The 21,991-nt window shown below is 75.0% G+C and carries 21 protein-coding genes; 7 read left to right on the top strand and 14 right to left on the bottom strand.

Features of this window, described 5'->3' with window-relative positions; all coding sequences use genetic code 11:
- Positions 1 to 30: 30 nt before the first annotated feature.
- The 3 genes from IE178_RS15750 to IE178_RS15760 all read left to right on the top strand — a co-directional run bounded on the left by IE178_RS15750 (position 31) and on the right by IE178_RS15760 (position 4,833).
- Positions 31 to 873 carry a helix-turn-helix transcriptional regulator gene (locus IE178_RS15750; RefSeq protein WP_193512854.1) on the top strand — a complete coding sequence of 281 codons (843 nt, stop codon included), beginning with the start codon at positions 31 to 33 and terminating at the stop codon, positions 871 to 873.
- A gap of 155 nt (positions 874 to 1,028) precedes the next feature.
- The gene (locus tag IE178_RS15755; RefSeq protein ID WP_193512728.1) at positions 1,029 to 3,839 is read left to right on the top strand and encodes an ATP-binding protein; all 2,811 of its coding nucleotides are present in this window, start codon (positions 1,029 to 1,031) and stop codon (positions 3,837 to 3,839) included.
- Positions 3,840 to 4,041: 202 nt separating this feature from the next.
- Positions 4,042 to 4,833, top strand: coding sequence for a S1 family peptidase (locus IE178_RS15760; RefSeq protein WP_184761389.1), 792 nt, complete (start codon positions 4,042 to 4,044; stop codon positions 4,831 to 4,833).
- Between the two features lie 102 nt (positions 4,834 to 4,935).
- Here the strand turns inward: IE178_RS15760 and IE178_RS15765 are convergent, their stop codons facing one another.
- Positions 4,936 to 6,054 carry a winged helix DNA-binding domain-containing protein gene (locus tag IE178_RS15765; RefSeq protein ID WP_193512729.1) on the bottom strand — a complete coding sequence of 373 codons (1,119 nt, stop codon included), beginning with the start codon at positions 6,052 to 6,054 and terminating at the stop codon, positions 4,936 to 4,938.
- Between the two features lie 240 nt (positions 6,055 to 6,294).
- Here IE178_RS15765 and IE178_RS15770 point away from each other — a divergent pair, with 240 nt between their 5' ends.
- The 3 genes from IE178_RS15770 (at position 6,295) to IE178_RS15780 (ending at position 7,851) form a co-directional block, all read left to right on the top strand.
- Positions 6,295 to 6,654, top strand: coding sequence for a hypothetical protein (locus IE178_RS15770; RefSeq protein WP_184761391.1), 360 nt, complete (start codon positions 6,295 to 6,297; stop codon positions 6,652 to 6,654).
- A 38-nt stretch (positions 6,655 to 6,692) separates the two neighbouring features.
- Complete coding sequence (locus IE178_RS15775) at positions 6,693 to 6,860, top strand: hypothetical protein (protein WP_184761392.1); 168 nt, start codon at positions 6,693 to 6,695, stop codon at positions 6,858 to 6,860.
- A 61-nt stretch (positions 6,861 to 6,921) separates the two neighbouring features.
- Positions 6,922 to 7,851 carry a polysaccharide pyruvyl transferase family protein gene (locus IE178_RS15780; RefSeq protein WP_193512730.1) on the top strand — a complete coding sequence of 310 codons (930 nt, stop codon included), beginning with the start codon at positions 6,922 to 6,924 and terminating at the stop codon, positions 7,849 to 7,851.
- Positions 7,852 to 7,931: 80 nt separating this feature from the next.
- On the opposite strand, the gene IE178_RS15785 is transcribed toward IE178_RS15780, so the two are convergent.
- From IE178_RS15785 to IE178_RS15825, 9 genes are all read right to left on the bottom strand, one after another.
- Positions 7,932 to 8,828 carry a glycosyltransferase family 2 protein gene (locus tag IE178_RS15785; RefSeq protein WP_193512731.1) on the bottom strand — a complete coding sequence of 299 codons (897 nt, stop codon included), beginning with the start codon at positions 8,826 to 8,828 and terminating at the stop codon, positions 7,932 to 7,934.
- Positions 8,825 to 9,694 carry a glycosyltransferase family 2 protein gene (locus IE178_RS15790; RefSeq protein WP_193512732.1) on the bottom strand — a complete coding sequence of 290 codons (870 nt, stop codon included), beginning with the start codon at positions 9,692 to 9,694 and terminating at the stop codon, positions 8,825 to 8,827. The genes IE178_RS15785 and IE178_RS15790 overlap by 4 nt, the downstream gene beginning before the upstream one ends.
- The gene (locus tag IE178_RS15795) at positions 9,691 to 10,683 is read right to left on the bottom strand and encodes a glycosyltransferase family 9 protein (protein ID WP_318280093.1); all 993 of its coding nucleotides are present in this window, start codon (positions 10,681 to 10,683) and stop codon (positions 9,691 to 9,693) included. The genes IE178_RS15790 and IE178_RS15795 overlap by 4 nt, the downstream gene beginning before the upstream one ends.
- A gap of 596 nt (positions 10,684 to 11,279) precedes the next feature.
- Complete coding sequence (locus tag IE178_RS15800) at positions 11,280 to 12,497, bottom strand: glycosyltransferase (RefSeq protein ID WP_193512733.1); 1,218 nt, start codon at positions 12,495 to 12,497, stop codon at positions 11,280 to 11,282.
- Positions 12,494 to 12,727 carry a hypothetical protein gene (locus IE178_RS15805; protein WP_193512734.1) on the bottom strand — a complete coding sequence of 78 codons (234 nt, stop codon included), beginning with the start codon at positions 12,725 to 12,727 and terminating at the stop codon, positions 12,494 to 12,496. Before IE178_RS15805 ends, IE178_RS15800 begins: the two co-directional genes overlap by 4 nt.
- Positions 12,724 to 13,722 carry a glycosyltransferase family 9 protein gene (locus tag IE178_RS15810; protein WP_193512735.1) on the bottom strand — a complete coding sequence of 333 codons (999 nt, stop codon included), beginning with the start codon at positions 13,720 to 13,722 and terminating at the stop codon, positions 12,724 to 12,726. The genes IE178_RS15805 and IE178_RS15810 overlap by 4 nt, the downstream gene beginning before the upstream one ends.
- Positions 13,719 to 14,333: a D-glycero-alpha-D-manno-heptose-1,7-bisphosphate 7-phosphatase gene (locus IE178_RS15815; RefSeq protein WP_193512736.1), complete on the bottom strand. Its 615-nt coding sequence runs from the start codon at positions 14,331 to 14,333 to the stop codon at positions 13,719 to 13,721. The genes IE178_RS15810 and IE178_RS15815 overlap by 4 nt, the downstream gene beginning before the upstream one ends.
- Complete coding sequence (locus IE178_RS15820) at positions 14,330 to 15,334, bottom strand: glycosyltransferase family 2 protein (RefSeq protein ID WP_184761400.1); 1,005 nt, start codon at positions 15,332 to 15,334, stop codon at positions 14,330 to 14,332. The genes IE178_RS15815 and IE178_RS15820 overlap by 4 nt, the downstream gene beginning before the upstream one ends.
- Positions 15,331 to 15,681, bottom strand: coding sequence for a hypothetical protein (locus IE178_RS15825; protein WP_184761401.1), 351 nt, complete (start codon positions 15,679 to 15,681; stop codon positions 15,331 to 15,333). The genes IE178_RS15820 and IE178_RS15825 overlap by 4 nt, the downstream gene beginning before the upstream one ends.
- Before the next feature lie 373 nt (positions 15,682 to 16,054).
- On the opposite strand from IE178_RS15825, the gene IE178_RS15830 reads away from it, so the two are divergent.
- Positions 16,055 to 16,495, top strand: a complete 441-nt coding sequence (locus tag IE178_RS15830; RefSeq protein WP_193512737.1) for an SRPBCC family protein — start codon at positions 16,055 to 16,057, stop codon at positions 16,493 to 16,495.
- A 27-nt stretch (positions 16,496 to 16,522) separates the two neighbouring features.
- Here IE178_RS15830 and IE178_RS15835 read toward each other — a convergent pair whose 3' ends face one another.
- From IE178_RS15835 to IE178_RS15850, 4 genes are all read right to left on the bottom strand, one after another.
- The gene (locus IE178_RS15835) at positions 16,523 to 17,674 is read right to left on the bottom strand and encodes an XdhC family protein (RefSeq protein WP_193512738.1); all 1,152 of its coding nucleotides are present in this window, start codon (positions 17,672 to 17,674) and stop codon (positions 16,523 to 16,525) included.
- Positions 17,675 to 17,852: 178 nt separating this feature from the next.
- On the bottom strand, positions 17,853 to 20,237 hold the full coding sequence (locus IE178_RS15840) for a xanthine dehydrogenase family protein molybdopterin-binding subunit (RefSeq protein WP_184761404.1): 2,385 nt from the start codon (positions 20,235 to 20,237) through the stop codon (positions 17,853 to 17,855).
- Between the two features lie 2 nt (positions 20,238 to 20,239).
- A complete protein-coding gene (locus IE178_RS15845) occupies positions 20,240 to 20,818 on the bottom strand; it encodes a (2Fe-2S)-binding protein (protein ID WP_184761405.1) in 579 nt (192 codons plus the stop codon).
- Positions 20,818 to 21,708 (bottom strand): FAD binding domain-containing protein, encoded by an 891-nt coding sequence (locus IE178_RS15850; protein ID WP_193512739.1) that lies wholly within the window; start codon positions 21,706 to 21,708, stop codon positions 20,818 to 20,820. Before IE178_RS15850 ends, IE178_RS15845 begins: the two co-directional genes overlap by 1 nt.
- Between the last annotated feature and the right edge of the window lie 283 nt (positions 21,709 to 21,991).

Here is a 21,991-nt window from a genome sequence, read left to right on the forward strand (position 1 = left end):
TGAAGGGGCGAACAGGTGACAGCTGACCCGATGAGGGCCGTCGACGCGGTGGAGATCCGCGGGGCGCTGGCCCGGCTGCGGCGCTCGACCGGGCTGCCGGTCGCGTTCGGCGGACTGGTGGAGCCCGGGCGGCGGCAGGTACGCATCAGCGAGCTGAGCGGCACCGCGACACCCGCGCTGAGCGCACTCGCGGTGACCTCGGGCAACGGACTGGGCGGCAGGGCGGTGGCGCTCGCCCGGCCGTGCGCGGTGACGGACTACTCCGTCTCCCGGCAGATCAGCCACGAGTACGACGCCCCGGTCGCCGCCGAGGGCCTGCGCTCCGTCGTCGCCGTGCCCGTGGTCGTACGGCGCCGGGTGCGGGCCGTGCTCTACGGCGCTCTGCGCACCGCCCAGCCCCTCGGTGACCGTACGCTCGGCGAGGCGGTGCAGGCGGCGCGGGACGTGGAGCAGGCGCTGGTGGTGCGGGAGGAGGCGGCGGAACTGCTGGCGGCGGCCCGTCCGCGGCCGGAGCGGTCCGGCCCGGCGGCGGGGGCGTCGGGGGCCGCCTGGGAGCAGGTGCGGGAGGCGCACGCGGCGCTGCGGGCGCTGGCTCCGCGCATCGCGGACCCCACGCTGCGGGCCGAGCTGCTCGACGCGTGTGCCCTGCTCACCACCGATACCGCCCCGCCGTCCGCGGTGCGGCTCGCGCCCCGGGAGGTGGACGTGCTCGCCTGCGTGGCGGCGGGGGCGACCAACGGGCTGGCCGCCGAGCGGCTGGGGGTGACGGCGGAAACCGTCAAGGCGTATCTGCGGTCGGCGATGCGGAAGCTGGGGGTGCGGACCCGGGGGCAGGCCGTGGTCGCGGCCCGCCGGGCGGGGTGGTTGCCGTAGGTTTGCGGTGTTTTCCGATGAAGGCCATTACTTCCGGTACGGCTTTGAAATTACCCTTGCCTCGCCCGCTGTTATTTGCCTCACTACACCGTCCGCCCGGAATTAAGGAACCTGTTGCCTAATATTGGCCAGGACACGCCTCACGGAGGGGAGCGGTGACCGTGCGACGGGACTTCAAGGAGCCTGCCAGGTGCCGCCCCGACCTGGTCATCGGCCGGGAGGAGCTGTTCTCCGACGCCCGGGAGCAGCTCACCGGCGGGGGCAGTGTGCTGCTCCACGGTCCTGCCGGAATAGGAAAATCGACCGTGCTGCGGGCACTTGCGGCGGAAAACGCCGGTGCGGCGCGGACGGTGCTGCGCTGTTCGGCCACGGAGTCCGAATCCCATCTGCCGTTCCTGGCGCTGGCCGATCTGTTCGGTCTGGTCCTCGACAAGGTGGCCGCGCGGCTGCCCGCCGCCCAGCGCACCGCCCTGGAGTCGGCGCTCACCGGGCGCGGTGAGTCCACCCTCCAGCGGGACGGGCTGGCGCTGCGTCTCGCGGTGCTGTCCATGCTGCGCGCGCTGGCCGCCGAGGGGCCGGTCCTCGTGGTCGCCGACGATCTGCAGTGGCTGGACTCGGCCAGCGCCGAGCTCCTCGGCTTCGCCGCCCGGCGGCTCGGCGACACCCCGGTGCAGATGGTGTGCGCGGTGCGCACGGAGGGCCAGGAGTACGACCGTCATCTGCGCGCCTGCCCGCCGGACACCCTCGCCGTGCGGCTGGGCCCGTTCTCCCGCACCCAGGTCTCCGCGCTGCTCGACCACCGCGGCTACACCGATCTGTCCCGCTCCACGGCCCGTGACATCCACCGCACCAGCGGGGGCAACCCGCTCTTCGCGCTCGAACTGGGCCGCGCCCTCGCCGAGAGCCCCACCCGCCCCCGCCCGGGCGAGCCGCTGCCGGTGCCGACCTCGCTGCGGGCCCTGGTGCTCAGCCGTCTGGAGATGCTGTCGGACGAGGCGCGCCGCACCCTGCTGGTGGCCAGCGCCGGCGCCCGTCCCACCCTGGCGCTGCTGCACGCGGCCGGCCGGGACGACGCCGAGGCGGAGACGGCTCAGGCCGCCGCCCTGGGGCTGCTGGCGACGGACCCGGAGGAGCCCGCGCTGCGCTTCGCGCATCCGCTGATCTCGGCGGCGCTGTACGCGGAGGCCCCGGCGCGCGAGCGGCGGGCGGTGCACACCGCGCTGTCCACGGCCGCCTCCGACCCCATCGAGCGGGCCCGGCATCTGGCCCTGGCGACCACCGGCACCGACCCGGAGGTGGCCGCCCGGCTCGCCGAGGCCGCCGCGCTGGCCCGGGACCGGGGGGCGCCGTCGGTCGCCGCCTCGCTCGGACTGCTCGCCGCCCGGCACACCCCCTCCGACAGCGCGCCCGGCCCGGACGAGCGGCGGCTCCAGGCCGCCGAGGACGCGATCACCGCGGGCGAGGCCGACCTGGCGCGGGACATCGCCCGCGAGGTGCTGACCCGGGCGACGGTGCCGGCGGAGCGGGTGCGGGCGTGGATGGTGGTCATCGAAGCGGCCGGGCAGGCGCTCGGCGAGGTCGACGCCGTCTTCCCGCAGGTGCTGGCCGACGCCGGCGACGACCCCCGGCTGCTCGCCCTGGTCCACTATCAGCTGGCCTGGCGCGAAGTGGTGGTGGACGGCGACTTCGGCAAGGCACGCCAGGAGGCCGCGCACGCGGCGGAGCTGGCGGCGCGGGGCGCGGACCGGCGTACCGAGCTGATGGCTCTCGCCTTCCAGGCCTCCACCGAGACCCTGATGGGCCACCCGGACGCCCCCGCCACCATCAGACGTGCCCTGCAGGAACCCCAGGACCCCGACGTGGCCAGCCATCACAACGGCGCCGCCATGGCCAGGTTCCGCTGGCTGCTCATGAGCGACCGGCTGCCCGAGGCCCGCACGGCCGTCACCGCACTGCTGCGGGAGGCCCGGCGGCGCGGCATGGTCGAGAGCGAGGTGCACTTCCTGCGCATGCTCGCCGACACCGAACTGCGCTCCGGGCACTGCGGCCGGGCCCTGGACCTGACCCGCGAGAGCCTGCGGCTGGCCCGGGACTCGGGGATCGGCGAGAGCGCCTCGGCCATGCTCGCCTCCTTCGCGGAGGCCTCGGGCGGGGATGTGGACCGGGCGCTGGCCCTGGCCCGGGAGGCCGCGGACCACGCGGAGGTGGACGGCGACCAGCTGTACCTGTCCCTCGCCCTGGCCGCCCTCGGCTACGCCCAGTTGGTCGCCGGGGACGCGGCCGCCGCGGTCCGCTCGCTGCGCCGGGTGCGGGAGCTGGAGCACGCCATGGGCATCAGCGACCCGGCGCGGGGCCGCTGGCACGGCGACCTCGCCGAGGCGCTGGTGCGGATCGGTGAACCCGGCGAGGCGCAGGAACTCATCAACGTCACACGGGCGCACGCGGTGCGCCTGGACCGCGCGAGCGTGCTGGCCACGCTGGACCGGGCCGAGGCGCTGGTGCGCGCCGCGCGCGGGGAACACCAGGCGGCGCAGGCACAGTTGATGTCGGCGCAGGACCGGCTCGGCAGACTGGGCCACGGCCTGGAGGAGGCGCGGGCCGCCTTCGCGCTGGCCCGGCTGCGCGCCCGGGCGCCGGGACCGGCCGCGTACGACGAGGCCGCCCGGCTGTTCCGGCGGTGCCGTGCGCTGCCCTGGCTGCGCCAGGTCGACGAGGCCGTGGCCGCCGGGCCCGCGGAGGCACGGACGGTGCCCGCCGCCACCCCCGCCGCCCTGGACGGGCTGGCCTCGATGGAGCGCCAGGTCGCCGCGCTGGTCATGGAGGGCGCCACCAACCGCGAGATCGCCGGCCGCCTGTTCATCAGCGTCAAGACCGTCGAGGCGACCCTCACCCGGGTCTACCGCAAGCTGGGGATCCGCTCCCGCGTCGACATCGTCCGCCTGGCAGCGGGCCGCCGCACCACCTGACCCCCGAACAGGGCCGGTCCGGGGCAACCGAGGGTTTTCCCTGCCCAACTCCCCTAGGGGGTTCCCTCATTGGGACGATCGCGCTCCAGGTCGTAGCGTAATCGCGTGCCGCTCGCCGGGCACACGGGGGCCGCTCACCAGGCCCCCGTGCTCGACCCCCCACCCCGTGCGACCCCCCACCGGCAATCCTGTGAGGAGACCCATGTTCGGGCTCACCCGTGCCAAGAAGGCCGCCGCCGTCGGCGCGGCCACCGCTGCCGCCGCCGCTGCCGCGCTGCTCACCGCCCCCTCCGCCGTCGCCGCTCCGCAGCCCATCGTCGGCGGTACGACGACCACGACCTCGTCGTACCCGTTCATGATGCAGATCACCGACGCCTCGCAGAACCAGTTCTGCGGCGGCACCCTGGTCTCCCCCACCAAGGTGGTCACGGCCGCGCACTGCATGGTGGGCGAGACGACCAGCAGCGTGCGCGTCGTCGGCGGGCGCACCTACCTCAACGGCACCAACGGCACCGTCGCCAGAGTCAGCCGCATATGGATCCACCCGGACTACACGAGCGCCACCCGGGGCGACGACGTGGCGGTGCTGACGCTGTCGGCGTCGATGCCGTACACCCCGGCGGGATACGTGTCGTCGACGGACACCTCGGTGTACGCGGCCGGCACCACCGCCCGCATCCTCGGCTGGGGCACCACCTCCTCGGGCGGCAGCTCCTCCAACCAGCTGCGCACCGCCACCGTGCCGACCGTCTCCGACACCGGCTGCCGCACCTCCTACGGCTCCCGGTTCGTGCAGAGCGACATGGTGTGCGCCGGATACACCTCCGGTGGCGTGGACACCTGCCAGGGCGACAGCGGCGGGCCGCTGCTGATCGGCGGCCGCCTCGCCGGGATCACCTCCTGGGGCGACGGCTGCGCCGCGGCCGGCTACCCGGGCGTCTACACCCGGCTGACCACCTTCTCCGCGCAGGTCACCGCGCAGGTCAACGCGTGACCGTCCTGACTTCCTGAGTACCCCTCAGGCAGCGAACCAGGGGGCGTTGCGGGCTTCCACGAGCAGCCCGCAACGCCCCCTCTCCACGTGGACCGGCCGGGATCACGCCCGTACCGTCCCGAAGCGGATGTCGTACGCCGTCCCCGGGTGCAGCACCCGGAGCATCCGCTCCCCCTCCGCGGTGACCTCCTCCCGCCGCCCCTTGCCGAGCCGGCCGAACGGCTCGATGACGAGGGCGTGTTCCTCCAGCCGCCACAGTCCCGCCAGGAACCCGTCGATCAGGAGGGTGCGGTGGGCGAGGTTGCCCTGCCAGTTGCGGCCCCGGAACGCGGGCGGTACGACGCGGGTGCGGTCGGCGTGCGAGAGGAGCAGGTTGTCGAACTCGGGCAGGAAGCGCGGCGGGGCCGGGGTGTCCGGGTCGGGGCGGGGAGCGTCCGGCAGGTCGAAGAGCTCGACGCCGTGGTCGTCCCGGAAGGTGACCAGCCGGGGCCGCAGGCGTTCGAAGGCCTCGCGCAGCCGGGTCAGCCCGGCCCAGGTCTGCATGTCCTTCACGGAGGCCGGTCCGAAGGCGGCGAGGTAACGCAGCACGGTCCCGTCCGGGGCCGGCGCCGGTTCGGCGGGCCTGCCCAGCCAGTGTTCCGCGGTGGTGAGCACGACCTGGCCGCTGCGGCCCCACAGTCCGCGCGGGGTGATCTGGACGAGGGGCAGCCTGCAGCGGGCGGCGACGGAAAGGGCCTGCGGGTCGGCGTCGGGCCACTCCTCCAGCAGGGCCTCGCGCAGCTGCTTCATGGTGCGCGGCTCGGTCTCGACCAGCTCGCGGGCGAGCGCGGCGAGCCGGTCCGGGTCGACGCCGGTGAGCCCCTTGCGGAACGCGGTGAGCTCGCGGTCGCGGGCGGGCTGCACCAGGGGCCGCAGGGTGAGGCAGTCGTGTGCGGTGTGGGTGTGGACGGTCGAGCGCATGGTGACGATGCGGACGACCTCGCGGTCGGCCATCGGCCGGGACAGCGCCTCGGGTGTGAAGCCGTCGAGGCGGGCGGCGAGCGCGTAGTAGGGCGGCTTGACGTTCTGCGCCTGCAGCCCGACCAGATGCCCGACCGCGTCCTCGGCGGACATCGGCGAGCGGCGCAGCAGCAGCTGCCGCGCGAGAGTGGCCCGGTTCAGCGCCCTGGTGCCGAGCACGGCGGCCGGCTCCGGCGTGACGCTCCGCTTCGTCTTCGTCATACCGGCACGCTAACCGCCGTCGCGGTCGGCTTCTGTCCGCGATGCGCACCGCGCCCGTCGCGCCGAGGGGCATCCGTCGGTATATGAAATGCCGCGCTCACCCATGTGACCACCTTCCCGAATACCTGCCCATATGCGCGACATCCCGCGCGGGCGAGTAACACTGCGGCGGCCGGAAAACGCTGACGTCTACGGGGCCCGCACGCCGGCCCGAATTCGCAAACGTCAGAGGGGATTCCCGTGAGCCATATCGACCCGACACCCGGGCAGCACACCTACGACGACCGGCCCGCGCCCGACCCGTACCGGCACGAGCGGCGCAGGTCCACCGCACGGCGGACCGCGTTGACCGTGCAGACCGTCGCCGACGTCGCGGCCGGTTTCCTGGTCCTGTGGATCGCCCTCCATCTGCTCGGGGCCAACGAGACGAATGTCTTCGTCGCATTCGTGCGCGATGCGGCGGACATTCTGTCCTGGTGGTCACAGGATATTTTCACCATGGACACGGAAGGCCTTCGCGTTCTCCTCAATCATGGTCTGCCCGCCCTCCTTTATCTGGCGGTCGGTCATGGCATCGCCGCACGGCTGAACCGCGCATGACCGCGACCGGAACGACTCCCCCACGAAGGACCGCCCCCGTGACCTCCCCTCCTCCCTCCGACGAGCATCTGCCGGTCTACGACAGCCTGGTGCGCGAGCGCGGTGACGTCGTGGCCGAGGCGCGCGAGGTGTCCGAACGGACCCTGCACGAGGCCCGGCAGGCACTGGCCGGCGCCGGTGCCCGGCCGAGGCCGGCTCGCCGCTGAATCCCGTACGACCGCGACCGGGCCGATTGTGTTCCGCCGGCGGGGGCACTCGGCGCGCACTGTGTACGGACGAGCGCGCGCGGGACCGCGAAGGGTCCTGCTGACCGGGTGGTTCAGCTTCCGCGACGGGGAGGCGACCGCCGGGGACGTGCTGGCGTTGCGCCGGGTGGAGGAGGTGCTGCGGACGGCCGGGACGTCCTACGACGTCGTATGGAGCCCCGGTTTCCGGCCGGAGGCGCTGCACTTCGACGACGTGCGGCCCGGCGACTACTCCCACCTGGTGTTCGTGTGCGGCCCGCTGCACGGGCCGCAGGTCGAGGAGTTGCACCGGCGTTTCGCGCACTGTGTGCGGATCGCCGTGGGCACGTCGGTGATCGACCCCGGCGGTGCGGCCGTGACCGGCTTCCACCACGTGCTGGCGCGGGACGCGCCCGGCGGCGAGCCGACCGAGGACCTGGCGGCCCGCGCCCCCGCGGTGCCCGCACGGCCCGTGGTCGGGGTGATCCTCACCCATGGTCAGCAGGAGTACGGGCAGCAGCGGCGGCACGGCCAGGTCGCGGACCGGGTGACGGACTGGCTGGCCGGCAAGGACTGCGCGCGGTTGGAGCTGGAGACGCGGCTGGACACCCGGGACTGGCACCTCAGTGCGACGCCGGCCCAGGTGCAGTCGGTGCTGGCCCGCCTGGACCTCGTCGTCACCGACCGGCTGCACGGGCTGGTGCTCGCGCTGCGGGTCGGCACGCCGGTGCTGGCGGTGGACCCGGTGGCGGGCGGCGCCAAGGTGACCGCGCAGGCCCGTGCCTGCGGCTGGCCCGCGCTGCTGGCCGCCGAGCAGGTGGACGCGCGCCGGCTGGAGCGGTGGTGGGACTGGTGTCTGACCTCGGGCCGGGTGGCGGCCCGGCAGGTCCGCGACGCCTTCCGGGAGGGCCGCGTACCGGACGGCGCGGACCGGCTGCTGGAGGTGCTGGCGCCGCGCGCCGACGCCGGTTAGCGCGGCATCCGGCCGGCGCCTCGGAAAGCCTTGCGCGGCCGTCCTCGATCACGCTGACGGTGACCGATGCGGACTTCGGCTCAGCCGGTGTAGCGGCGGGCCGTGGAGGTGCGCTGGGCCGGTTCCAGGAGGCGGAGCCGGGATTCGACCTCGTGGGGCAGGACGCGGCGCTCCCGCAGCACCCAGGGCAGGGCGGCGACCGCCTCGGCGAAGGCGCGCAGGGAAGTGGTGTCGCGCGGGACGGTGCGGGCCAGGTTCAGGGTGCGGCGCAGGGCGGGGCCCGCCGGGCGGCGCAGCCAGGTGAACCACAGGGTGTTGCGGATGCCGTGCATCCGGCGCAGCGTCGGGTCCCGCGCCGCCGACGCCTGATGGTGGATCGTCAGGTGATCGGCGTAGGTCAGCCACCAGCCGTCGGCCGCCAGGTCCGCGGCCAGCAGTTCCTCCTCGCCGCCGAGCCACAGTCGCGGGTGGAAACCGCCCGCGGTGCGGAAGGCGTCGGTGCGCAGCACGGTCGCGGCGGCCAGGAACGAGCCGAGGGCCGGTCCGGGCAGCCAGCGCGGGCCGGGCACGGGCGAGTCGCGCAGTTCGCGGACGATCGGGTCCTCGGTGCCGTCGGGTTCGACGATGATCCGCGCGGTGACCGAGCCGAGCGCGGGGTGCCGGTCGAGCAGGTCGGCGGCGCCGGCGAGGGAGCCGGGCGACCACCAGGAGTCGTCGTCGCAGAAGGCGACGTAGGGCGTGCGGACCTCGCGCACGGCGAGATTGCGGCCGACGGCGCCGAGGTTGCGGCCGGGACACAGCAGCCGGACGTCCGGGTGATGGCGGGCGACGGCCTCGGCGGTGCCGTCGCCGGAGCCGTTGTCGGTGACGATTACCGGTGGCCGCTCGGGGAGTCCGGCGAGGTGACCGAGGGTGCGCAGGAGTTCGGGGCGCCGGTTGTGGGTGATGACGACGACGGTCGTGCGCGGGTCGGTCATGCGGTCGTCCCTTCCAGCAGCCGGGCGGCCCGTTCCACGTGCGGGGGCAGCGCCCTGCGCTCGCGCAGGGCCGCCGGCAGGCGGGTGAGGGTCTCCCGCAGGGCGCGCCGGGCGTGCTCGTCGGCGCGCGCCTCGGCGGCGAGGGCTCCGGTGCGGGCGAGGGCGTAGGGGACGGGGCGTCGCAGCCAGGCGGTCAGGAGTTCGTTGCGGCGCTGGAGCGCGGGGCGGCCGGGGCGAACCGCGGGGGCCGGGTGGTGGTGGGCGACGACGTCGGGGCAGTGGGTGACGCCCCAGCCGCGCGCGGCGAGGTCGTAGGCGAGGAGGGTCTCCTCGCCGGCGAAGAACAGCAGCCGGTGGAAGCCGCCGGCGTCGAGGTAGGCGTGGCGGCGGACGACGGCGCCACAGGCGAGGAAACCCAGCACCTGGGTGCCCGGGAGGTCGGTGGCCGGGCCCAGCGGGGACCCGGCGAGGACGTCGTTGAGCGGGTCGGAAGCGGCGGCCGGGCCGACGAGGATGCGGGCGGCGATCAGGCCGAGCCGGGGGTGGGCGTCGAACAGCTCGGCCGCCCGGCCCAGGGCTCCGGGCGCCCACCAGGAGTCGTCGTCGCTGAACGCCACGTACGGGGTGTCGAGGGCGCGGGCGCCGTGGTTGCGGGCCAGGGCGCCGTGGTTGACGGGCAGTGCCAGGACGCGCACGTCGGGGAAGTCACGGGCGAGCATGGCGCGCGTGCCGTCGGTGGAGGCGTTGTCGGCGACGAGGATCTCGGGCCGCTCGGGCAGGGCGGTCAGGTGCCGGAGGGTGACGGCGAGCCGGTCGCACCGGTCACGGGTGGCGATGACGACGCCGAGGGGGCGGTGGTCCGTCATGGAGTGTCTCCTCCTTCCGGGTGCCGGGTGGGGCCGGGCAGACAGCTGAGGGCGTGCAGCACCTCGTCGGGGGTGATCCGCAGCAGCGCGGGGCCGGGGTGGCGGCCGTGGGGGTCGCCCTCCGGGCCGTGCCACAGGGCGATGTGGCGCGGGTGTGCGGGCGGGCCCCACTGACGGGGCGGGACCGGGCCGAAGAGGGTGACGGTCGGGGTGGCGTGGGCGACCGCCAGGTGGGCGATGCCGGTGTCGCCGCTGACGACGGCGCGGGCGGCGGCGAGGAGGGCGGAGAGCCGGTCGAAGGGCAGGCCGCCGGCGAAGACGTCGGTGTCGGGCAGGCCGGCCTGTTTCGCGAGGCGCGCCGCCACGTCCCCCTCGTCCGCTCCCGCGGTGACCACGACCCGTACTCCGCGCTCGCGCAGGGCCGTCGCGAGGGCCGCGTACCGCTCGACCGGCCAGCAGCGGGCCGGGGCTGCGGCGCCGGGGTGCAGGACGACGGCACCGGGGGCCGGGGACGTGGTGTGCGGGCGGGGCAGCAGCAGGTCGGCGGGGTCGGCGTCGATCCCGTACGCGCGCAGGAGCCGGCACCAGCGGTCCCGTTCGTGCTCCTGCGCGTACCAGGGCGGGCCCTCGATCTCCGGGGTCCCGGGGTGTGCGAACGCCAGCAGCCGCAGGGGGCGCAGGTCCTGCAGCAGGCGGTGACTGGGTGGTCCGTTGCCGTGCAGGTCCACGGCGACGTCCGGGGGCGGCCCGGTCCAGTCGAGGGCGCGGGGTACGGCGCGTCCCGGGGCGGAGGCGGGCAGCAGCCGGTCCACGGCTCCCGTGGCTCCGGCCACCGGCGCGAGCCCGGCGGGCGCGGCCAGTACGAGCTCGTGTCCGGGGAAGGCCCGCCGCAGGGCCCGCAGCGCGGGAACCCCGGCCAGCAGATCGCCGAGTCCCAGCGCACGCAGGACCAGCAGCCGGGCCCGCGGGGCGGCGGACTCCGCCGCCAGGCCGTCGGAAGCCCGGCCCTCCGAGCGACGTGCTCGTCCCGGCCGCACGACGGCCCCGTCCTCGCCCCCGCCCACCGCGGTGGGCCCGGCGTCACCCGCCGCGGCGCGCACCACGTCGTCCGCCGCGGCGTCCCGACCGTCCGATCCGGCTTCGCCCGGCACCCCCGACACGACGTCGCCGCCGCCCGCCACGCGCGACAGCGGTTCGAGCCGACCGCCGGCCACGGGACCACTGCGCGGCCCGAGGGCACGCCCGGGCGCGGCGGCACGACCGGGCGCGGGACCGCCTCCCCGCGCGACGGCGCGACGCGACACGGGACCGGCACCCCGCACGAGACCGGCACCCCGCACGGGACCGCCACCCCGCACGGCAGCACCACCCCGCACGAGACCACCACCCCGCACCGCAGCACCACCCCGCACGAGACCACCACCCCGCACCGCAGCACCACCCCACACGAGACCACCACCCCGCACCGCAGCACCACCCCACACGAGACCACCACCCCGCACCGCAGCACCACCCCACACGAGACCACCACCCCGCACCGCAGCACCACCCCGCACGGGACCGCCGCCACCCCCGGGACCGGGCATCAGGCCACCTCTTCAGGGGGCGTGTGCGCGGTCAGGACCCGTCGGTGGACGTCCTCGACGCCGTCGGCGACCCGGCTCCAGGTGTACCGGGCCAGCACGCGCTCGCGTCCGGCGGTGCCGTAGCGGCGGCGGAGCGCGTCCGCGGCGAGGAGGTCCCGCACGGCGGCGGCGACCGCGGCCGGGTCCTGCGGCGGGACCAGCCGGCCGGTGGTGCCGTCGGCGACACTGTCGCGGTGGCCGCCGACATCGGTGGCGACGACCGGTACGGCGCACGCCATCGCCTCCAGCGGCACGATGCCGAACGGCTCGTAGACGGGGGTGCACAGCACGAGATCGGCGCTGCCGATGAGCCCCGGCATGTCGGCGGGGCTCACCGCGCCGAGCAGCCGCACCCGGCCGGCGACCCCGGCGCGGTGCGCCAGGTGCCACAGGCGCCGGGCCTCCGGATCGCGGCCCAGCCGGCCGGGGGCGGGGCCACCGGCGACGACGAGTTCGGCGTCCGGGATCCGGGTCAGCGCCTGGACGGCCTGGTCGTAGCCCTTGCGGCGGACCAGTCGGCCGCAGGCGAGCAGCCGGTGACGCTCACGGCGCGGTGGCACGACCGCGCCCTCGGCGCCGGGGCGGAAGTGGCCGGCGTCCACACCGCAGGGCACCACCGACACCCGCCCCCGCGGCACTCCCATCGCGTCGAGTTCGCGCACCTCGTCGGTGCAGGTGGCGAGGACGCGTGCGCAGGTGCCGCCGATCAGCCGTTCGAGGGCGAGGCGTTCGGGTGGGCTGGTGTCCCGCCACCCCTGGTGACGGCGCTTGACGGTGCCGAGGGCGTGGTAGGTCTGCACGACCGGGAGGCCGTGCGGACGTGCGCCGAGCTGGGCGGCCAGGCCGGACATCCAGAAGTGGGCGTGCACGACGTCCGGCGGGTCCCGGTGCCAGACCCGGGCGAGATACGCGCCGAAGGCGGGCATGTACGGCAGCAGTTCGTCCTTGGGGAGGGCCTCGGGCGGGCCCGCGGGCACGTGCTCGACGACCACGCCGCCGGGCAGCGGCACCCGGTCGGGCAGCCGGCCGCTATCCCGGCGGGTGTACACCGTGACGTGGTGGCCGCGCCGGGCCAACTCCTCGCTGAGCCGCGCCACGTACACGTTCTGGCCGCCGGCGTCGACGCCACCGAGCGCGGCGAGCGGGCTCGCGTGCTCGGACACCATGGCGATCCTCATCGGGTCACCTCCTTCGGCAGCCGCTGCCCGTCGTCCGGGAAGCGGGACAGCCCGTAGCGGGTGGGCGCCGCCGCGTCGGCGACGGCGGGCAGCGGGTCGGTGCCGGTGGTACGGCCGCGCCGCACCGGCTCGTCGACGCGGTCCGGGGTGACGGGGACGGCGCAGGGGTGCGGGCCCCGCGCGCAGGACGTGGTCCACGACCCGTGCGCGTGCAGCGGCGGGATCCTCATGTCACCTCCACGAGTTTGTCGACGGCGGCGACGACGTCGTGCGCGGTCACCTCGTCCAGGCACGGGTGGCCGGGCACGGGGCACCGCCGGGCCCTGGTGCCGGCGCACGGCGCGTCCTGGTCGCCGAGCAGTACGTACGGCACCCCGTACGGCCGCCATCGCTCGGCGGGGACGACCGGGGCGAACAGGGACACCACCGGGGTGCCGACGGCGGCGGCGAGGTGCGCGGGGCCGGTGTTGCCGGTGACGACGCAGTCGGCGTCGGCGAGCACTCCGCAGAGTTCGGCGGCACCGGTGCGGCCGCCGAGGTCGAGGGCCCGCCCCCCGGCGACGTACGCGGTCAGGTCCCGTTCCCCCGCGCCACCGGTGACCACCACCCTGCGCCCGGCGGCGGCGAGTTCGCGCACCGCCTGCGCGCACCTCCCGGGGCTCCAGGCGCGGGCGGGCACGCTGGCGCCCGGGTGGACGACGACGTACCGGCCGGGACCGGTCAGCGCCTCGGTCGCGGGAGGCGGGAGCACGCGCAGCCGTCCGTCGTCGGGCCGGGGGAAGCCGGCCGCCTCGGCGAGGTCGAGCGCGGCCTCGGCCTCATGGGCGTGCGGGGCGCGGTGGTGGCGTACGTCGAGGAGGGAGCCGGGGTAGTCCTCGCTGTCGGCGGCGATGCGGCCGATCCCGGCCAGGCGCAGCAGCAGGGCGGTGGGCAGCGGCGACTGGTGGAAGGAGGTGAGGATCAGCGCGGTGCCGGCGTCGACGGCCGCGACGGTGCGGACGAGTGCGTCGATCTCCTCGCGGCGGACCTCGGGCGGCTGGAACCCGGTCCAGGGGGAGTTCCAGACGAGCACCTCGTCCACGCCGGGCAACAACCGGGCGGCGGGCGCCCCGTGCGGTCCGCACAGCAGGGTGACGGTGTCGGCGCGGGCGGCGACGGCACGCACGGCGGGCCCGGCGAGCAGGACGTCGCCGAAGCTGTCGAGCCGGGTCACGAGCGCCTTCACACGCGCCTCCGCTGTACGTCACAGCCCGCGCGGGGCCCCGAGACGCCCGGCCCTTCGGGGTGGTCCGCCGCGTTCCCCGGCCGCTCCCACGGGGGGACGGGCAGGAGCAGCCGCACGGCCGCCGTGAGGTTCGGGGCCACGTGGGGGGCGGCGGTGGTTTCCTCGGTGCGGGTCTGCGGGGTGGGGACGAGGATGCCGTGGGCACCGGCGCGGCGCGCGGCCTCCATGTCGGCGCCGATGTCGCCGATGACGACGCAGTCGGCGGGGTTCACGCAGATCCGGCCGGCCGCCCACAGCACCATGCCCGGCCGGGGCTTGCGACAGCGGCAGCCGTCGTCCGGGCCGTGCGGGCACAGCGCCCACACGTCGAAGGGGCCGAGGAGCTCCTCGACGCGCCGGTTGACGCGGCGGGCGTCGGCCTCGGTGAGCAGTCCGCGCGCGATGCCGGACTGGTTGGTGACGACGCCGGTGCGGATTCCTCGTGCGCGCAGTTCGCCGAGTGCCTCGCGGGCGCCCTCGACGGGCCGCACCAGGTCGGGGTCGGCGTTGTAGGGGACGTCGTGGACGAGCGTGCCGTCGCGGTCGAACAGCACCGCCCCGACCGGACTCATCGGGCCGTCTCCCGCCACGCGGGGGCGTTCCGGTGGCGCCAGGCCCCGGCCAGCCGGTGCCAGGTCGCGGCGGGCGGGATGACCACGCTGGTGGCCAGCAGGGTCGTCACCTCCTCGCGGGTACGCGGGCCGGGCACGATGCGGGCGCGGGCGAACTCGGCGGTTCCGGCGGCCCAGCCGAGGGCGCAGGCGGTGGCCGCCCGGCGGTGCCCGGTGGCGGCGAGGGCGCAGGCGGCGGCTCCGGCGGCGGTGATCGCGGCGTGCCGGCGGATCCGGCCGCGCGGTGCGACCGCCTTGTCCCACCAGTCGGGGCCGTGCAGGTGCCGCATCAGGGCGTCGTCGGCGTTGCCGCGCTGCTGGTGCAGCGAGGCCCAGCGGGAGGCGGGACGCACGGGGTGCAGGGTGGTGCGGCGGCCCTGACGGATGCGCCAGCCGGCGTCGAGGAGGCGCAGGGCGAGGTCGGCGTCCTCGCGGAAGGCGCGGGGGAAGCGTTCGTCGAAGCCGCCGATCTGCCGCAGGGCGTCGCTGCGGTAGGCCATGTCGGCGGTGATCCAGCGGGCCTGCACGAGTCCGGCGGTGCCGCGTTCCCAGTCGGTGGGGCGGCGCTCGCCGGGCAGCGGCACGGTGACGACGCCCTGGACGCCGGCGGCGTCGGCGGGCGCCTCCTTGAGGTCCTGGACGAGTTGCGCGCACCAGTGGGGTCCCACCTGGACGTCGTCGTCGAGGAAGGCGACCCAGGGCGCGGTGACGGCGCGCAGCCCGGCGTTGCGGGCGGCGGCGGGCCCGCGGCCCCCGCAGGTGACGACGGTGGTGCGCTCGCGCAGGTCGCCGAGGACCGTCAACGCGTGCTCCAGGGTCCCGGACCGGGGGTCGGGCTCGGGCCGGTCGTCGACGAGCACGATCGCGTCGGGGTGCGGCCCGGTCGCCGCGGCCAGCGCGGCGAGGCAGTCGGCGAGGGTGTCCCGCACCAGGGTGGGGATCACCACGGCGTACGACGTCATCCGGGTGCCCTCCCCCAGCGCACCGCGTGCGGCCCGGTCGCCGGCAGGCCGGCGGGGACGGAGCCGAAGCGCAACAGGGCGTCACTCCGGTCGCCGGCCGTGGGCCCACCCGGCGCCGGGTCGAAGGAGTCGGCGACGGCGTCCGGGGCAGCGGGTCGCGGTCCCGCCTGCCGCGGGCACCGGCGCGCGGACCGCCCGGGCAGCTCCCGGGCGGGGCGGGACAGCGGACGCCTGCCGTGCCCGCGCCGGCCGAAGCGCTCCTCCTCGGCCGCCGTCACCGTCCGGCCGTCGACGGCCGGGGCGGCGGCGGGGTCGTGGAACGGGGCGTTGCTTTTGAGGATGCGCATGGGGCGTGTGTTCCTCCGTGCGAAACGGGTGGTGCTGCGAGGAAGCGGGTGCCGCGCTCGCAGCTGTCTCAAACACTTGGAGACAGCTCAGCACGGCGAGTGACGGTATGCGACGGTTCACCACGTTTCGTACGGCATCGCGGATGGCTGCGGCGACCGCGAGCAACCCGGTGACGGCTCACCCACGTCCCCGCTCCCACCCGCGTGAGAGCACACCACAGGTGTGTTCGTGCGGCCCTCCGGCTCCTCGCCCCGGGGGAGACGAAGCCGGGCGAGGTGTACCGGGTGGGTTCGGCGGGCCGGCGACTGGGCCGACCGGGTGAGCCGCCCCCGGACGTGCCGATGCCCGGCGGCGATTCCCTAGGATCGGTCCGTGGCCACCTTCCTTGTCCAGCGCACGGCACCCCTCCCCGTCGACGAGGCCTGGCGCCGGCTCACCCGGTGGCCCCTGCACGGGGACGCGGTCCCCCTGACCCGGATCACCGTGACCACTCCCCCGCCGACCGGGGAGGGCACGAGGGTCCTCGCCCGCACGGGCCTCGGCCCGCTCTCCTTCGACGACCCGATGGAAGTGACGGTGTGGCAGCCCCCGGTGGACGACTCCCCGGGGCTGTGCCGCCTGGAGAAACGGGGCCGCGTCGTCCTGGGCTGGGCGGAGATCGAGGTGCGGCGCGGGCCGGGGGGCCGGGCGCGGGTGCGGTGGCGGGAGGACATCCGGCTCCGCTTCCTGCCGGCGCCCCTGGACGCCGTGGTCGCGCGCGCCGGCCGCCATGTCTTCGGACGGGCGGTGAACCGGCTGCTCCGTCAGCCGTGACGACTCCGCTCCGCCCTTCGGGTGTGTTCAGGCCACCGATCCGATCCGGCCCGCGGGCGCGGTCCCGCCGTCGTGGTGGATGGGGGTGTGGGCGCCGGTCAGGGACACCCCGCTGCCGCCGCGCCGGTCCGCGACGATCTCCGCCGCGATGGACAGGGCTGTCTCCTCGGGCGTACGGGCACCCAGGTCGAGGCCGATGGGCGACCTCAGGCGGGCCAGTTCCAGGTCGGTCACCCCTGCCGCGCGCAGGCGTTCCAGACGTTCGAGGTGAGTGCGGCGCGACCCCATCGCCCCCACGTACGCCACCGGCAGCCGCAGGGCCAGCCGCAACAGCGGCACGTCGAACTTCGCGTCGTGCGTCAGCACGCACAGCACCGTACGGGCGTCCACGGACGTGCGCTCCAGGTACCTGTGCGGCCACTCGACCACGATCTCGTCGGCCTCCGGGAAGCGGGCCTTCGTCGCGAACACCGGCCGCGCGTCGCACACCGTCACGTGGTGGCCGAGGAACTTGCCGACCCGTACCAGCGCCGACGCGAAGTCGATCGCACCGAACACGATCATCCGGGGCGGAGGAACCGAGGACTCGACCAGAACCGTGAGCGGCGCTCCGCACCGTGAGCCCTGCTCCCCGATCTCCAGCGTGCCGGTGCGGCCCGCGTCCAGGAAGGCGCCCGCCTCCGCCGCCACCGTGCGGTCCAGTTCCGCATGGGCGCCGAAGCCGCCCTCGTGGGTGCCGTCGGGGCGGACCACGAGGGCGCGGCCCATCAGGTCCGCCGGGCCGCTCACGACCCGCGCCACCGCCGCCGCCTCCCCCCGCGCGGCGGCGGCGAGCACGGACGCGAGCACCGGGCGGGCGGGGTCCGCCGCCCGCACCGGTGTCACCAGGATGTCGATGACCCCACCGCAGGTCAGACCGACGGCGAAGGCGTCCTCGTCGCTGTATCCGAAACGCTCCAGGACGGATGCGCCGTCCACCAGCGCCTGCCGGCACAGCTCGTACACCGCCCCCTCCACACACCCTCCGGAGACCGAACCGATCGCCGTGCCCTCGGCGTCCACCGCCAGCGCGGCCCCGGGCCCGCGGGGCGCACTGCCGCCGACCGCCACCACCGTGGCGACCGCGACGTCACGGCCCTGCTCCACCCACCGGTTCAGCTCCTCGGCGATGTCCAGCATCTCTCCGCCTCCTCAGGGTTCGTGTCGTGTCGAGGTGCTGGGGCCTGTCTGACCATTCGCGTCGTCGCCCGCAGGGCGGCCTCGCGGCGTCGGGGTGCCGTCGCGCCCGTGCCGCTGGGTTTCCCCCAGACCCTTGAGGCACTGGGGGGAGGCACGACCGCCCGCGACGGCACAAGGGTCACCCCGTGCCCGTGAGGTGTTCCGGGCGTACCGGTGTCCTGTTCAGCTCCAGGCCGGTCGCGTTGCGGATGGCCGCGAGGACCGCCGGGGTCGACGACAGGGTGGGGGCCTCGCCGACGCCGCGCAGCCCGTACGGCGCGTGGTCGTCGGCCAGTTCGAGCACGTCGACGGGGATGGTCGGCGTGTCGAGGATCGTGGGGATGAGGTAGTCCGTGAAGGAGGGGTTGCGCACCTTCGCGGTCTTCGGATCGACGACGATCTCCTCCATGACCGCCACGCCCAGGCCCTGGGTGGTGCCACCCTGGATCTGGCCGATGACGGACAGCGGGTTGAGCGCCTTGCCGACGTCCTGTGCGCAGGCCAGCTCGATGACCTTCACCAGGCCGAGTTCGGTGTCGACCTCGACGACGGCGCGGTGCGCGGCGAAGGAGTACTGGACATGGCCGTTGCCCTGCCCGGTGCGCAGGTCGAAGGGTTCGGTCGGCCGGTGCCGCCATTCCTCCTCGACCTCGACGGCCTCGTCGCCGAGGACGTCCGCCAGGTCGGCGAGCACCTCGCCGCCGTCGGTCACGACCTTGCCGCCCTCCAGCAGGAGTTCGGCGGTCGCCCACGCCGGGTGGTACGAGCCGAACCTGCGCCGGCCGAGCTCCAGCACCTTCTCGCGCACCAGTTCGCAGGCGTTGCGGACCGCGCCGCCGGTGACGTACGTCTGCCGGGACGCCGACGTCGAACCCGCCGAGCCCACCCGGGTGTCGGCCGGGTGGATCGTCACCTGGGTGACGCCCAGCTCCGTGCGGGCGATCTGGGCGTGGACGGTGACACCGCCCTGGCCGACCTCCGCCATCGCGGTGTGCACGGTGGCGACCGGCTCGCCGCCGGCCACCTCCATGCGGACGCGGGCGGTGGAGTAGTCGTCGAAGCCCTCGGAGAAGCCGACGTTCTTGATGCCGACCGCGTAGCCGACGCCGCGTACGACGCCCTCGCCGTGGGTGGTGTTGGACAGGCCGCCCGGCAGCTGGCGCACGTCGGCGCCCTCGCTGCTCTCCCACTGGCGCTCCGGCGGCATCGGCATCGCCTTGACGCGGCGCAGGAGTTCGGCGACCGGCGCCGGGGAGTCGACCGGCTGCCCGGTGGGCATCAGCGCGCCCTGTTCCATCGCGTTGAGCTGCCTGAGCTCCACCGGGTCCATGCCGAGCCGCTCCGCCAGCTTGTCCATCTGCGCCTCGTAGGCGAAGCACGCCTGGACCGCGCCGAAGCCGCGCATCGCGCCGCAGGGCGGGTTGTTGGTGTAGAGGGCGAGGGCCTCGATCTCGACGTCGTCGACGACGTACGGCCCGATGCCCAGCGAGGAGGCGTTGCCGACCACGGCCGGGGAGGCGGAGGCGTACGCGCCGCCGTCGAGCACGATGCGGCACTTCACGTGGGTCAACTTGCCCTCACGCGTGGCCCCGTGCTCGTAGTACAGCTTGGCCGGGTGGCGGTGGACGTGGCCGAAGAAGGACTCGAAGCGATTGTAGACGATCTTGACGGGCTTGCCGGTGCGCAGGGCCAGCAGGCAGGCGTGGATCTGCATGGAGAGGTCCTCGCGCCCGCCGAACGCGCCGCCGACGCCGGCCAGCGTCATCCGCACCTTGTCCTCGGGCAGGCCGAGCACGGGCGCCATCTGGCGCAGGTCGGAGTGGAGCCACTGGGTGGCGATGTAGAGGTGGACGCCGCCGTCCTCCTCGGGGACCGCGAGGCCGGACTCGGGGCCGAGGAAGGCCTGGTCCTGCATGCCGAAGGTGTACTCGCCCTCGACGATCACGTCCGCGCGGCGCCGGGCCGCCTCCACGTCGCCGCGCACGATGGGCTGGCGGTGGACGACATTGGGGTGCGGGACGTGGCCGATGTGGTGGTCGTCGCGGGCCTCGTGGACGAGGACCGCGTCGGGCGCGAGCGCGGACGCCTCGTCGGTGACGACGGGGAGGTCCCGGTACTCGACCCTGATCCTGGCGGCGGCGCGGCGCGCGGTCTCCGGGTGGTCGGCGGCGACGATCGCGACGGGCTCGCCGTGGTGGCGGACCTTGCCGTGGGCGAGGACCGGGGTGTCCTGGATCTCCAGTCCGTAGTTCTTCACGTCGGTCGGCAGGTCGTCGTACGTCATCACGGCGTACACGCCCGGGGTGGCGAGGGCCTTGCTCGTGTCGATGGACACGATCTCGGCGTGGGCGACGGTGGAGCGCAGGATCTGGCCCCAGAGCATGTCCTCGTGCCACATGTCGGAGGAGTACGCGAACTCGCCGGTGACCTTGAGGGTGCCGTCCGGGCGGAGCGTGGACTCGCCGATGCCGCCCTTGGTCCCCGAGCCCTGCGTGATCTTGGTGGGAACACCGTTCGTCGGCATGCTCAGACCCCCTCGGACTGGCGGGCGGCCGCCAGGCGGACCGCGTCCATGATCTTCTCGTAGCCGGTGCAGCGGCACAGGTTGCCCGACAGGGCCTCGCGGATGTCCGCGTCGGTCGGGTTGGGGTTGCGCTCCAGCATCTCGTCGGCGGCGACCAGCAGGCCGGGCGTGCAGAAACCGCACTGCACCGCGCCGGCGTCGAGGAACGCCTGCTGGACGGGGGCCAGATCGGTGCCCTCGCCGGTCTGCGAGTCGGTGCCCCTGGCCTCCCACCGCCGGGCCTTTTGGAGCGAGGTGCCGCAGGCCCCGGTCCCGCAGCCCTCGGCGCGCTGCCTGGCGAAGTCCGCCAGGCCCTCCACCGTGACGACCTCACGCCCCTCGGCCTGGCCGGCGGCGACGAGACAGGAACACACCGGCACGCCGTCGAGCCGTACGGTGCACGACCCGCACTCGCCCTGCTCACAGGCGTTCTTGGAGCCGGGCAGGCCGAGCCGCTCGCGCAGCACGTACAGCAGGGACTCGCCCTCCCAGACGTCGTCGGCTTCCTGGGGGCGTCCGTTGACGGTGAAGTTGAGTCGCATCAGGCGGCCCCCTCGGTGATGCGGTGGGCGCCGCGGTACGACTCCCAGGTCCAGGTCAGGGTGCGGCGGGCCATGACACCGACCGCGTGGCGGCGGTAGGCCGCGGTGCCGCGGACGTCGTCGATCGGGTTGCAGGCGGCGGCGCACAGCTCCGCGAACCGCTTGGCGACGGACGGGGGGATGGTCTTCCCGTTGTCCCAGAGGCCGCCCTCCTCCAGCGCCGCGTCCAGGAACTCCTCGGCGGCGCGGGCCCGGATCGGCGTCGGGGCGGCCGAACCGATCCCCGTCCGCACCGTCCGCGTCCCGGGGTGCAGCGCGAGGCCGAAGGCGCACACGGCGATGACCATGGCGTTGCGGGTGCCGACCTTGGAGTACTGCTGCGGGCCGTCCGCCTTCTTGATGTGGATGGCGCGAATCAGCTCGTCGGGCGCCAGCGCGTTGCGCTTCACGCCGGTGTAGAACGCGTCGATGGGGATGCGGCGCGCTCCGCGCACCGACTCGACCTCGACCTCGGCACCGGCGGCGAGCAGCGCCGGGTGGGCGTCGCCGGCCGGGGAGGCGGTGCCGAGGTTGCCGCCGACGCCGCCGCGGTTGCGGATCTGCGGGGAGGCGACCGTGTGGGAGGCGAGGGCGAGACCCGGCAGTTCGGCGCGCAGATGCTCCATGATCCGCGCGTACGGGACGGAGGCACCGAGCCGCACACTCTCCTCGCCGACCTCCCATGCGTCGAGGTCGCCGATGCGGTTCAGGTCCATGAGGTACTCGGGCCGGCGGTGGTCGAAATTGATCTCGACCATCACGTCGGTGCCACCCGCGATCGGCACAGCTGTGGGGTGCTCGGCCTTCGCGGCGAGCGCCTCCTCCCAGCTGGCGGGGCGAAGGAAGTCCATGACCGGCTCTCTTCTTCGTCTCGTGGGGCGTGCGGATCGAGCCGATCCGTGTGCGGCGGGCCCGGCTCGTCGCTGTGCGGTTCACTCGGAGTGAGGCCAGTACACCGCCGCGTGCTGTCCCGGGGTCAGTCACGGAAACCATGAAGGAGTTGGCTGGCCAGCGAGGGCATCTTGTAGATTCGTATGAACAGAGGTCGTCCGTAACCTCCCCAGCTTCCTCCGGTAACAGAGGACACGGTCCGGGAAACGGCCGACACCGCTGATCAGCCACCCCAACGGGCCC

The sequence above is a fragment of the Streptomyces griseoloalbus genome (assembly GCA_014650015.1).
In the GTDB taxonomy this organism is placed as follows: domain Bacteria; phylum Actinomycetota; class Actinomycetes; order Streptomycetales; family Streptomycetaceae; genus Streptomyces; species Streptomyces griseoloalbus.